Source organism: Brevibacillus choshinensis (assembly GCF_001420695.1).
GTDB classification, from domain to species: Bacteria; Bacillota; Bacilli; order Brevibacillales; family Brevibacillaceae; genus Brevibacillus; species Brevibacillus choshinensis.
The window spans coordinates 597,104-609,679 of the sequence record NZ_LJJB01000010.1 but is presented as its reverse complement, the minus strand read 5'-3'; the positions used below and the strand labels follow the sequence as shown (position 1 = coordinate 609,679).

The window sequence follows — 12,576 nt, the reverse complement described above, 5'->3', positions numbered from 1 at the left end:
GACTCCAAAACAACCGGAGGTTGTTTACTAGTTATACTTTCTACATTCTTGAGAAAGTGAAGAAAAGTATCTAGTCCCTCGCGAGTATGCGAAATGCTAAAGCTTTTTCCGTATGGCTGACCCTTGTCTAAAAATGCTTGAACTTGACTTTCCCCTTTAGATACATCCAGACCAACGACTGGATTCATTGTATCGCTCCTTTTCCAAGATAATTTGCCGGTAACCCCTAGTCCTGCTTGTAGTATCATAGCTTCGCTTGTTATACGAGATCTAAGTCCCAACCAGCCTCAAACATGTTTCTACAAGTAGGGGGTGAACAGTTTAGCGGACGGGGTCAATGCCCCACGGGCAGGGACGTTCTACCCCGGCTACCGTAATCGTAGAACTATATAAAAAATGGTCAACCAGTAAAAACTGGCTGACCTCATAATACGAACGGGCAGGATAGCAGGATTATATCGCGAATCATGGTAGGAGTAATAATGTTTATTATTACAGGAGGCTGCGACATCGAGTATAACTGGCAAGTTCGCAAAGATTAGTTTGACTGGTGCGATACGGTGAGCGAGGAAGAGTTGTTGAAATTGCGCACCGGCGGCTTAGGATACATCCTTCCCACGCTGTATCACATTGTGGCAGTCGAGTATGGGTGGATATGCGGTGGAATACAAGTTAAAGCGATTGAAATCCCTCCGTTCGAGGAAGTGGCCAGCTTGCAGCAAATAAAGGATTTTTCCGCCCGTTGCCACGTGGAACTCGCTCCATTTGTCTATGATTGGAATGATAGTCTGGAAGACCGCATTATGATTGATATCACGGATGAAGGGAAACGGGAAGCCCATAAATACGGCGAAGTGATGCGGCACGTGATCGCCCACGAGATCCACCATAACGGTCAATTGTCTATTTGGTCACGAGATATCGGAAAGAAGCCGGTTACTGCAAACTTGATTGGCAGAGGGATATTCGATATTTCACGTTGATATATCCTATTGAAATAACGGGTTCAATAGCTTAATAAAAGCAGCGGCAGTCTAAGATGATATTATCCCCTTTGAGTAGACAAGTGCTAATAAAGCGCAATAAAGTCTACTTGGAGGGGATTTTTTTTGGGAGATTTGCGAAGGACACATTCCATTGAATTTAAGCAGAAAGCTGTAGATATGTATCTCAAAGAAGGGAAAGGGTATCAAACCGTGGCCAAGGAATTAGGCGTCCGTCATTCCTCGGTACAATTGTGGGTTAAACGCTTCCGTTAGGAAGGGGTACAGGGGCTAGAGGAGAAACGTGGAAGGGGCTCGGGATCAACAAAAGGTAGACCCAAAACCAAGCAACTAAGCCTGGACGCGGAACTTCATCGGTTACGTGCGGAGAATGCATACCTAAAAAAGCTATGGGAGCTGCAAAGGGGGCGGACAACCGACAGCAAGCGTTCGTAATTATCGCCGAGCTATCTGCACAATACTCGGTTTCTTTGCTTTGCCGCTTAGCAGGTGTATCCCGAAGTGGCTACTACAAATGGTACGAACGTCAATGGAAGATGACGACCAGACAGCGTGAAAACGAGTGGTTAAAAACGCGGATCATTGTGTGCCGGAAGCAGACGCGTGGTATTTATGGTTATCTGCGTACCCGTGCTTGGCTGGTGAAGACATATGGCATACGAGTGAATCACAAGCGTGTTTACCGTTTCATGAAAGAGCTTGGCATAAGTTCGGTCATCCGGCGTAAGAAACGGAATTACGGTTTGAAAGAAGCCTTTGTTATTACAGACAACAAACTCAATCGGGAATTCCAAGCTACGCGTCCTCTTGAGAAGTGGGTAACAGACATCACCTTCCTACCCTTTGGTAGCTCTTTCCTATATCTCTCGACGATTTTTGACCTGTATAACAACGAAGTTGTAGCATACAAGCTCAGTAAACGTAATGATCTCCGCTTGGTTCTTGATACCGTCAAAAAGGCAATCCGCAAGCGAAAAACAAGAGGGATTCTTTTGCACAGCGATCGAGGGTTTCAGTACACCTCAAGAGCGTATAATTTCCTCCTTAAACGGCATGGCATTCAAGCCAGTATGTCACGCAAGGGGAATTGTCTCGACAATGCTTGCATCGAGAGCTTTATCGGCCATCTAAAGTGTAAGTCCCTTCGAATACGAAAGTTCACTAGTCCGAAAGAGCTCAGGGATGAGATTCATCGTTACATTCATTTTTATAACCACAAATGTCTTCAAAAGAAATTAAACAACCTTAGTCCGGTCGACTACCGAACTAAGGTTGCTTAATATGCCTTTTTCATATCTGTCTACTTGACTGGGGTAACTTCAAGACTTTATTTTCAGGTCTTAGCTAGCCGCTGTTTCATTTATTGGGTTCAGTCTAAAACTTTATTTTCAAAGAACATTAAGAATTAATAAGAAAAGATTACTGTCAAAAAAGAATCAAGTAGAGGTGATAGACTTGCTCCCTCAAACTGGATTCTTTTTCTTTTTATTTGATTTTATGTAAGGTTCCTTTTTCGGCCAAGTCAATCGAATCAACACATAACCCACATATATTTTTTCCGCTTTCATAGGATTACTTTATACGAGATATTAAATAATCGAATTTGTTAAAAAACATTGCACAATCTATCATAACAATATATTTTTCTGATTAGTATAAAAATTTAAAAAAGTGTAACAAAAATTCACTTCTACTTCCAAAGCAGCTGCCGTTGAAACAAAAAGAGAGGAGATAGAAACAGGTAAATACGCACAAATGAGAGTGAAAAGGAAAGAGGGGGTTCATATGATACGCGTACAGCACTATGTGAAAAAAAGCTTTCTTAGTGTGATCGCATTCTTATTGGTGTTGGGGACAGTCGCTTGCTCTTCTACACCAGAAAGCAGTCAAGGAAATTCCAGTGGTCAATCAGGAAATGCTCCCCAACCTGCAGCTGCTCCAGCACCCGGCAACGCCGGTGATGACAACACACCAAAGCCGGGTGGAATCTTGAAGCTCGCACGCGCCCAAGACTTGTCCAATCTGGATCCGATCGTTCCAGGTGACAACATGACGATTTGGACGCTGCTCTTGATGTACGATCAGTTGGTTCGTGTCTCTGCGGATGGCAATGGGATCGAGCCTGCTCTGGCAACTGATTGGAAAATCTCTGATGACAACAAAACATATACGTTCAACCTGCGAAAAGATGTGAAGTTCCACGATGGCTCCGTCATGACGCCAGCTGACGTCAAATTCTCACTCGATCGCGCGCGAGCAGAGGGATCAAACTGGAGCTGGATTTACACTGGCATTGAATCAGTAAAGGTGTCGGGCGAAAACCAAGTGACGATTAAAACCAAAACACCGTACGCTCCGTTGCTTTCTTCACTCGCCTTGTTCAGCAGCTCAATCGTGTCTGAGAAGGTGGTTAAGGAGAAGGGAAAGGATTTTCTGAGTGATAAGGAAATGGGAACCGGACCGTTCCGCTTGGCAAACTGGCAGCGTGGTCAAAAGGTAGAGCTGGAAAAAAATCCGGACTACTGGCAAACGGGTAAGCCGTATTTGGATGGCGTAGAGCTGGTTCAAGTACCAGAAGATACGACCCGACTGTTCCAGCTGCGTGCTGGAGATATTGATATCGCTTCAAACGTTCCGTTCAACACCATGGAAGAATTAAAAGCAGATCCCGCATTGACTGTCATGGCTCCACAAGTATCTCGGGTGGACGTCATCAATATCAACCATACGCATGAGCCATTTGGCGATGTGAAAATACGTCAAGCCATTAACTACGCGGTAGATAAAGAGCTGATCATCAAAACCGTTCTGATGGGGAATGGCGAACCCGCGACCTCCTATCTGCCAAAAATGAAGTTCTTCAACGATCAGCTCGAAGGGTATAAATTCAATCTGGAAAAGGCCAAGCAATTGATGGCCGAATCCTCGAAACCACAAGGTTTTAAGACAAAGCTTCTGATCAGCTCTGGTGACGAGACAGACCGTCAAATCGCCGTGATCGTCAAAGACCAACTGGCTGCTCTTGGAATTGACGTAGAGATCCAGATGATGGAGCCGGGTGCAGCATACGAAGCCGTCAACTCGATGAATTACGATTTGGCGACGACCTACTTCTCGACGGATATTATTGACCCGGATGAATTGACCAGCTTTGAAGTTGTTTCCACAGGTGGTACAGATGCGTATCATACTGGCTACAAAAACCCGAAAGTAGATGAGCTGGCAGAAAAGGCACGGGCCGAATTGGACGAAGCCAAGCGTAAAGAAATGTACATGGAAATACAAAAGCAGGTCAGCGAAGACGCGACGTTCCTTTTCCTCTATTACAAACCAGCTTCTTATGCGGTACAAAACTACGTCAAAGGCTTCAACGTTTTGTCGACTGGAAACTATCGACTTGAGGATGTATGGCTCAATAAGTAAAGGAGGTGATGGGAGATCTTACGCGTACACTTTGTCCTCCAACGCTTGATCCAGTTGATTCCGATTGTTTTTGGGATCTCGGTCGTCTCGTTTCTGATCATCCATCTTATTCCTGGGGACCCGGCTACGATCATGCTGGGCCCCCGGGCCACTCCAGAAAATGTTCAGCAGATTACGGCACAAATGGGACTGGACAAGCCACTGTATGATCAATATCTGATCTTTGTGAAAAACATGGTTCAAGGTGACTTGGGCACATCCATTTTGTTAAAGAAATCCGTCAATACGCTGATCGGTGAACGCTTAGGAACGACATTTTTCCTCGTGATCTATGCTTCGGTCTTGAGTCTCTTGGTGAGCATTCCGATCGCCTTGTGGTCTGCGATGCGAAAGGATTCGCTCATAGATAACGGATTTCGAACCATCTCTATCATTGGATTGGCGATGCCTTCCTTCTGGATCGGTATTTTGTTGATGTTGCTGCTGAGTATCAAATTAAAGCTGTTCCCTGTTTCCGGATACGGGAAGAACTTTTTCGCCCATATCTACTACTTGTTCTTGCCTTCGCTGACGATTGCCTGTTCCTTGGCACCGGTGCTGATCCGGCCCCTGCGTAGCAAAATCATCAACGTGTTTTCTTCGGAATACATCGAGGCGGCTAGAGCGAGAGGACTCGGCGAGAACAAAATCATCATCAACCACGTCCTGCGTAATGCGATTAGCGGGACAGTGACCATTCTCGGTGTGAATATTGGCTGGTTGTTGGGGGGCTCGATCGTGATCGAGACGGTTTTCTCGGTCCCTGGTCTCGGGCAATTACTGATCAATTCGATCTTGGCGAGGGACTATCCGATTATTCAAGGATTGGTACTCGTTTTTGCGATACTTGTCATTGTGGTCAATCTGCTGACGGACTTGTGCTATGCGATACTCGATCCGCGCGTTGATCTGGAATAGGGGGCGAACATGGCACAAATACAGCAAACAGCAATGAAGAGGCCAGTCAGAGCCTATCGACTCGGATTGTTTTCACGCCTTCCCGTGAATACGAAAATCAGTGTTGGGTCAGCACTGGTACTCATCGTCATCCTCCTTTCCATTTGCGCACCGTGGCTGACCCCGTACGACCCCAATAGCAACGACCTGATGAATGTGTTGCAAAAGCCGAGTGCCCAGCATTGGTTTGGCACGGATAATTTCGGGCGCGATATCTTTACTCGCATGCTTTACGCGGGGCGGATCGATTTGCAGATCGGCGTCATTGCAGTGATTGTTCCTTTCATCGTGGGAACAGTAATCGGTCTGCTCGCAGGTTATTTCGGTGGATGGTTCAATATGCTGACCATGCGACTCGTGGATGTGGTCATCAGCTTTCCATTTATGGTGCTGATCATTGCCATCATTTCGATTCTCGGGCCGGGTCTTACGAATATGTATATCGCGATCTTTATCGTCGGATGGAGTGCGTACGCGCGCATTATTCGCGGTGAGGTGCTGGTTGTAAAGCAGCAGGAGTATATCTTGGCTGCACGCAGTATCGGCTATGGACACGGCAGGATCATTTTCCGGCACATCTTGCCGAATGTCATCTCGCCTGCGATTGTGTTTGCCATGTCTGATGTTGTACTGTGCATCTTGCTCGGTGCGTCCCTCAGCTTTTTAGGTCTGGGAGTACAGCCACCTACAGCAGAATGGGGGTCCATGATTGCGGAGGGGCGCAGCTACATCATCAATGCTTGGTGGATCTCTACGCTTCCCGGTTTGGGGATTATTGTGACAGGCCTGGGCTTTAGCCTGCTAGGGGATGGCCTGGCAGAAAAAATCGAGAATCAATAATAGGGATAAGGAGAGGTTCGCGATGAAGCCAATACTCGAGATTGACTCTCTGGAGGTCGTACTCAAGACGAAGCAGCGGACCATCCATGCAGTCAATGATGTCACCTTTCACGTGAATCAGGGGGAAACGGTAGGGCTGGTAGGAGAAAGCGGAAGTGGGAAGAGCATCACCTGTCGCTCGATTCTGCAGCTGCTGCCGACTCCACAGGGAAAGGTCGTAAAAGGGTCCATCCGTTTTGCTGGAACGGATTTGCTGAGCTATTCCAAAAAGCAGATGCAGCAAGTGCGGGGCAAAGAGATCGGGATGGTGCTGCAAGATCCGATGAGCTCGCTGGACCCGGTTTATCGGGTAGGAGATCAGCTCGTGGAGACGTTTAGAACCCATCAAAAGCTCAGCAAAAAAGACGCGTGGAACAAAGCGGTGGAGCTTCTTCGTTTGGTCGGAATTCCTTCGCCAGAAAAACGTGTATACGATTATCCTCATCAAATGAGCGGAGGGATGCGGCAGCGGGTGATGATTGCTTTAGCGATCTGCTGTGATCCTCAGCTCTTGCTTGCCGATGAGCCGACTACAGCCCTCGATGTGACCGTTCAGGATCAGGTGCTGGGGCTGATGAAAGACATCCAGCAGCGTCTTGGCATGGGAATCTTGATCGTCACGCACAATCTGGGTGTTGTAGCTGAAATGTGTGACCGTGTCGTAGTCCTGTATGCGGGGAAAGTCATGGAAACCGCGACAACGGCAGAGTTGTTCCAGTCGCCACGCCATGCGTATACGCTGGGGCTGATTCGCTCAGTGCCACGCATTGAATCCGATGAAAAACTGGAAGGAATACCTGGGACGCTTCCGGATATGTCGCAAGCGGTGGAAGGCTGTCCTTTTCGGGAGCGCTGTTTCTTTGCGACGGAGGAGTGCTCCCGCAATGAACATACACAATTGAGGGAAGTTGCCACCGGGCATTTGTCGGCTTGCTTTCATCATGAAAGGGTGTGTGCGCAGGCATGATGACGACCATTCTTCAGGTAGATGGATTGCGAAAAGAATACCGCAAATCGGCAGGCTTGCTAGGAAAATTATTTGGGCAGAGCAGCACTTCGCTCTATGCGGTGGAGGATGTAACTTTCTCTTTGCAAGCGGGAGAAACGTTGGGACTGGTCGGAGAGAGCGGATGCGGGAAAAGCACATTAAGCCGTACTCTTATGCGACTCTACGAACCGACGGACGGGAAAATCACCTTTCTGGGAGAAGACGTCACAGCGAGCGACGGCAAGTCATTGCGCAGGATACGGAAGAACATGCAGATGGTGTTTCAAGATCCGTATTCTTCGCTCAACCCGCGAATGACCGTACGAGAGATGCTGGCGGAGACGATCCGTTTCCATCAGATCTGTCAGACCGAGCAAGAGCTGAATGCATACATCGAGTTCTTACTCGAGCGGGTCGGGCTGCACGTCAAAGATGCCGACAAGTATCCCAAAGCTTTCAGTGGTGGGCAGAGACAGCGAATCTGTATTGCCCGTGCCATCGCCGTGCGCCCAAAGCTGTTGATTGCAGATGAGCCGGTCAGCGCACTCGACGTATCGGTACAAGCCCACATTTTAAATCTACTGGAAAACTTAAAGAAGGAATTTCAGCTTTCCTTGATCTTTATCTCTCACGATCTGTCTGTAGTAAAGTACATTTCGGATCGTGTGGCTGTCATGTATTTAGGACGGATCGTGGAGATGGGGACGACGGAGGAAATTTTTCATAGACCTGTTCATCCATACACAAAGGCATTGCTGTCGGCAGTTCCGCGATTGGACTTAGGAAAAAGGGAAAAGATCGGATTGGAGGGGGACCCCCCAAGTCCGTATGAACGTCATAAGGGCTGTCCGTTTGCATCTCGCTGCCCGGAACGCATGCCGCATTGCGAAAAGGAAGCTCCTCCTTTTGCCCAAGAAGGCCAGACGCATCAGATCCGTTGCCATTTAGCCACTCAGTCTTGATGAATCGTGGAATCGTGAAGTGAAAAAGACCGGTTCAAGCGGATAACCCCGGAAGCTACTTTACCTACCAAATGGAAAAAAAAGCGAGTCTGTGTGCCTATCAGATGTACGTTCATGGCCTAGCTTTGCTATAATCAGAGAATCAAACGAAGGGTGGGCGGTATTATGATTTCGTATTCCCATGAATGGTCGAATATCCGCAAAAATGAAAAGAGAACAGGAGCTGTTTGCCAACATGGATCGAAACAAATTTTCAGCCATCGCCCACCGCGATCACGTTTTTTATAACCCGATCTCCGAAGCGAAAATGAAGCAAGTATTGGGGCACATTCCTTTACAGCCGAATGATCGAGTCGTGGATATCGGAGCAGGAACATGCGAGCTTTTGATTCGATTAGCCGAATCCAGACAGATCAAAGGAACGGCGATAGAGCTGTACGAAGGTGCCATTGAATCGGCAAAGCAACGAGCTCAAGGCAGAATCCCTGCAGACCAGATCGAATTTATCACAGCTGATGCACAGGTCGCCCTAGAGGCGTACGAAGAGCCTCGCTTTTCACTAGGGATCTGCATCGGTTCCACGCATGCCTTGGGTGGGCTCATACCTACGCTCAAAGCCATGCAGAAATGCGTGAAAAAAGACGGGTATATCCTGATCGGGGAAGGCTACTGGAAACAGAGACCGAGTCAGGATTATCTCAAAGCATTGGGTGGGGCAGAGGAGTCTGAGCTGCAAAGTCATTACGAAAACGTTCGGACCGCCGAGGAGCTAGGGCTGATTACGCTGTGGTCGAGCGTTACAAGTGAGGAAGACTGGGATCAGTACGAGTGGCTCTACTCGATGTCTGTCGAGAACTACTGCCACGAAAACCCGCAAGATCCGGATCGCGACGCCTATTTGCAAAGGATTCGAGCTTGGCGGCACACGTACTTGAAATGGGGAAGAGATACTCTTGGGTTTGGATTGTATCTTTTTAGGAGATAAGTAGCAGTTGTTGATAATAAGCTATCTTTAACGGGTAAAAATCCGTGAGAGATAGCTTTTTTACTGTGAAAAACGTCTCGACGTTTTTCATTCATGTGGATTTGACCGCTAGCGGTCACCAAAACGGTCATGACCGTTTTGGGGTGTCCTGCCTCCAGATATAGGTGTTTGACAACTGTCTGATTTTGGAGGAAGCCAGACAGGAGGGGCAGGCTGGAAAGCCAGGAGAGGCACGGAAAAGACAACTGGTACCCAACTTGCATACCTTTTTTCCAATGCGGATAACCAGAAGGGAGAGAATGGCGTGGATATTCAAAATGCGGTAGCCATTGTTACGGGAGGGGCCTCCGGTCTGGGAGAAGCAACAGCGAGGAATCTGATCGAGCACGGGGGAAAAGTCGCCATTTTGGATATGGCCCTAGAAAAGGGGCATGCCTTGGCGGAAGAGCTGGGAAAAGAACACGCCATGTTTATTCAGACGGATGTGACAAGTGAGGGAAGCGTACGGGAGGCAATCGAGCAGGCGACTGGCAACTTCGGCACCATTCACGTCGCCATTAACTGTGCGGGTATCGGAGCGGCGCAAAAGACACTGTCGCGCAATGGACCTCATCCGTTGGAGTCGTTCGCGAAGGTCATCAATGTCAATCTGATCGGCACCTTTAATGTGATTCGATTGGCCGTCGAGCAGATGGCAGGAAATGAGCCAAACAAGCACGGTGAGCGAGGTGTCATTATCAATACCGCTTCCGTTGCCGCGTTTGACGGGCAAGTCGGGCAGGCTGCGTACAGTGCTTCCAAAGGCGGGATCGTGGGGATGACACTGCCTATTGCACGAGATTTGGCACCGTACGGCATTCGCGTCATGACCATCGCACCAGGACTGTTTGACACACCGTTGTTTGATAAGCTGCCCCGCACGGCAAAAGAAGCACTCGGTGCGACCATCCCGTTCCCACCACGCCTGGGTAATCCAACCGAGTTTGCCATGCTGTCTCAGAGTATTATCGAAAATGTCATGCTCAATGGCGAAACGATCCGTCTGGACGGCGCCATTCGGATGCAACCGAAATAGAAGAGGGGCTTACCTGCTCATCCTGAATAAAGGGGGAGCAGGAGCCTTTACCCAATCCCGACTCCATCGGATAACAAATCCCGCGCCATATGGTCAGCCGTGCGAGTTGTATGAACGCATATCTTCGTTCGATTTGAGCATTTTCATTTTTATCGTGATCAATAAGAAAGCCAGAAGCGTAAACATCAATCCACTCCAGATGAGTTGATGGATTCCAAAGTGAGAAATAAACCAACCGCCGATGGCGGTCCCTATTGTTATTCCAAGATTGGAAAAGGAAACAAATAGGCTGTTGCCGAACTCCGGTGCTTCTTTCGCTTCCGTCATCAACCAGGTCTGACTCACAATGAGACCTCCGGAATGCACGGCTCCCCAAATGACCACGATTATAACCATCGGTATGAAGTAAGAACCAAGAAAATATGCCAGCGCATAAATGGCCGCATACAGCAGAGGAAACAGAATGACCGTTTTATTCACACTCTTTTGCAATAAGCTCCCGAAAAAGAAATTCCCGAAAATCATGATCATGCCAAAGGCCATCAGCATGATGCTGATCCATGCCCCGTCCATATTGGTTACTTGTCCAAGATATTCAGCAAAGTAGCTGTACACGGAAAACATGGCTGCAAAGATAAAAATAACAGTCACGATATGCAGCCACATCTGGGAATTGCGCAGGATGCCTAGCTGATGGCCATAAGACATTTTTTTCGTAACTGGCATGGAAGGAAGCCAAGCGAGTATCCCTACAAAGGCAATCAAGCTCACGACCGCACCAAATAGAAAAGCGGCTTCTAACGAAATCTTCTCGGCGAGATACGAAGTTAATGGAACCCCAAAAGCAAATCCAACCGTGATTCCGGCGAAAACATTTGTGACTGCTTTTCTGCTTTTTTCCGCAGGGACGAGCTTGGCTGCGGTAACGAGGGCAACCGAAAAAAAGACGGGATGAAAAATGGCAGGGAGAATACGGAAAACTAGCATGATGGCGAAGCTGGTTGTATAGGCATAAACCAGGTTCGAGATCGCAAACATGAACACAGCGATTAATAAAATCCACTTGCGATTCATGCTGGAAACGAGCAATGTCAGGAACGGACCTGAGATGGCGACGACGAAAGCGAATAGGCTGACGAGCCCTCCTGCCTGCGCGGCCGATATTTGGAATTTTTGAGTCACTTGGGGGAGGACGCCTATAATCCCCATTTCGGTTGTAATAATGCCGAAGACGCCTAAAGCCAAAATCATGATGAGGAAAGGGTTAACTGTTTTCATTTTTATAGGTAAGCCTCCTGTTTAATCTAAATATACAGAAATGTAGATATGAAAACGCAAAAAAAGACCTCCTTTCCCTTAGAGTTTCTTTTGAACGTACTCGGAAAATTCCTGTATCGTCTTTTCATTCCGCCGATAATACGTCCATTTTCCGATCCGCTCGGATTCCAACAAGCCTGCTTTTTGCATCGTCAACAAATAACTCGAGATAACAGACTGGGCGAGCCCTGCTCTCGTCTGAATATCTCCTACGCATACACCAATTCGAAAGCTGAGGCCTTGCTGTAAGTAAGGCTTTTCATCAAAAAAATCCTCTGGATTCTTTAGCCACTGCAAAATTTGACTACGGGTCTCGTTAGACAATGCTTTATAAATAAATAAAGGTTCCATGAGATTATTATATCTACTTTTATAGATTTGTAAATACGAAAGACGATTCTCCTTTATCTGCCATTTCTCATTTATAATAGGTAAGTAATCCAAAATAGAACATTCAGACATCCATGTCACCCAAGGAGGCTGCTATGATTCGAGAACGATTGCAACAACTGGGGCTGGAACTGCCCGAGCCCGTACCGTCACTCTATCAATACGTGCCGGTTGTCGTCCATGAGGGGGTCGCTTACATCAGCGGACAAGTGCCGAGAGTTGACGGCAAGCTTCCCTTTGTCGGAAAAGTAGGAGAAGACGTAACCATCGAACAGGCGAGAGAACTGGCTGAAATCTGCGTCTTAAAAGGGCTAAGCAGTCTAGAAGCAGAGATCGGAAGTCTGGATCGGGTAGAGCGTATCTTGAAGGTCACGGGATACGTACAATCTGCGGATGGATTTTCCCAGCAACCCAATGTGATCGATGCAGCTTCCGAGCTGTTGGAACGTATCTTTGGAGAGCGTGGACGCCATGCGCGGACAGCCGTCGGAGCTGCCGAACTACCAGGAAATACACCGGTCGAAATCGATTTTATGATAGCAGTGAAGCGATAGGAG

The 12,576-nt window shown here is 47.7% G+C and carries 12 protein-coding genes and 2 pseudogenes; 11 read left to right on the top strand and 3 right to left on the bottom strand.

Annotated features, from left to right (window positions below):
- A pseudogene (locus tag AN963_RS31935) lies at positions 1–188 on the bottom strand (IS110 family transposase); the annotation flags it as partial.
- A 294-nt stretch (positions 189–482) separates the two neighbouring features.
- Between AN963_RS31935 and AN963_RS13210 the strand changes: the two are divergent.
- The 10 genes and pseudogenes from AN963_RS13210 (at position 483) to AN963_RS13165 (ending at position 10,312) form a co-directional block, all read left to right on the top strand.
- Positions 483–983: pseudogene (locus AN963_RS13210) on the top strand (DinB family protein).
- Between the two features lie 126 nt (positions 984–1,109).
- Entirely contained in the window at positions 1,110–1,259 is a 150-nt protein-coding gene (locus AN963_RS32365) for a transposase (protein ID WP_330218834.1), read from the top strand.
- A gap of 134 nt (positions 1,260–1,393) precedes the next feature.
- Positions 1,394–2,284, top strand: coding sequence for an IS3 family transposase (locus AN963_RS13200; protein WP_055745045.1), 891 nt, complete (start codon positions 1,394–1,396; stop codon positions 2,282–2,284).
- Positions 2,285–2,789: 505 nt separating this feature from the next.
- Positions 2,790–4,427: an ABC transporter substrate-binding protein gene (locus tag AN963_RS13195; protein ID WP_055745044.1), complete on the top strand. Its 1,638-nt coding sequence runs from the start codon at positions 2,790–2,792 to the stop codon at positions 4,425–4,427.
- Between the two features lie 15 nt (positions 4,428–4,442).
- A complete protein-coding gene (locus AN963_RS13190) occupies positions 4,443–5,384 on the top strand; it encodes an ABC transporter permease (RefSeq protein ID WP_055745043.1) in 942 nt (313 codons plus the stop codon).
- Positions 5,385–5,393: 9 nt separating this feature from the next.
- Positions 5,394–6,263: an ABC transporter permease gene (locus AN963_RS13185; RefSeq protein ID WP_055745042.1), complete on the top strand. Its 870-nt coding sequence runs from the start codon at positions 5,394–5,396 to the stop codon at positions 6,261–6,263.
- A gap of 22 nt (positions 6,264–6,285) precedes the next feature.
- A complete protein-coding gene (locus AN963_RS13180) occupies positions 6,286–7,269 on the top strand; it encodes an ABC transporter ATP-binding protein (protein WP_055745041.1) in 984 nt (327 codons plus the stop codon).
- Positions 7,266–8,252: an ABC transporter ATP-binding protein gene (locus tag AN963_RS13175; protein WP_055745040.1), complete on the top strand. Its 987-nt coding sequence runs from the start codon at positions 7,266–7,268 to the stop codon at positions 8,250–8,252. The genes AN963_RS13180 and AN963_RS13175 overlap by 4 nt, the downstream gene beginning before the upstream one ends.
- A gap of 235 nt (positions 8,253–8,487) precedes the next feature.
- Positions 8,488–9,237 carry an SAM-dependent methyltransferase gene (locus tag AN963_RS13170; protein WP_055746285.1) on the top strand — a complete coding sequence of 250 codons (750 nt, stop codon included), beginning with the start codon at positions 8,488–8,490 and terminating at the stop codon, positions 9,235–9,237.
- A gap of 304 nt (positions 9,238–9,541) precedes the next feature.
- Positions 9,542–10,312 carry a 3-hydroxyacyl-CoA dehydrogenase gene (locus AN963_RS13165; RefSeq protein WP_055745039.1) on the top strand — a complete coding sequence of 257 codons (771 nt, stop codon included), beginning with the start codon at positions 9,542–9,544 and terminating at the stop codon, positions 10,310–10,312.
- Between the two features lie 93 nt (positions 10,313–10,405).
- Here AN963_RS13165 and AN963_RS13160 read toward each other — a convergent pair whose 3' ends face one another.
- Together AN963_RS13160 and AN963_RS13155 are read right to left on the bottom strand one after the other, a co-directional pair.
- Positions 10,406–11,590, bottom strand: a complete 1,185-nt coding sequence (locus AN963_RS13160) for an MFS transporter (protein WP_055745038.1) — start codon at positions 11,588–11,590, stop codon at positions 10,406–10,408.
- A gap of 78 nt (positions 11,591–11,668) precedes the next feature.
- A complete protein-coding gene (locus AN963_RS13155; protein ID WP_055745037.1) occupies positions 11,669–11,980 on the bottom strand; it encodes an ArsR/SmtB family transcription factor in 312 nt (103 codons plus the stop codon).
- A gap of 134 nt (positions 11,981–12,114) precedes the next feature.
- Between AN963_RS13155 and AN963_RS13150 the strand changes: the two genes are divergently transcribed.
- The gene (locus AN963_RS13150; RefSeq protein WP_055745036.1) at positions 12,115–12,573 is read left to right on the top strand and encodes a RidA family protein; all 459 of its coding nucleotides are present in this window, start codon (positions 12,115–12,117) and stop codon (positions 12,571–12,573) included.
- Positions 12,574–12,576 lie beyond the last annotated feature (3 nt).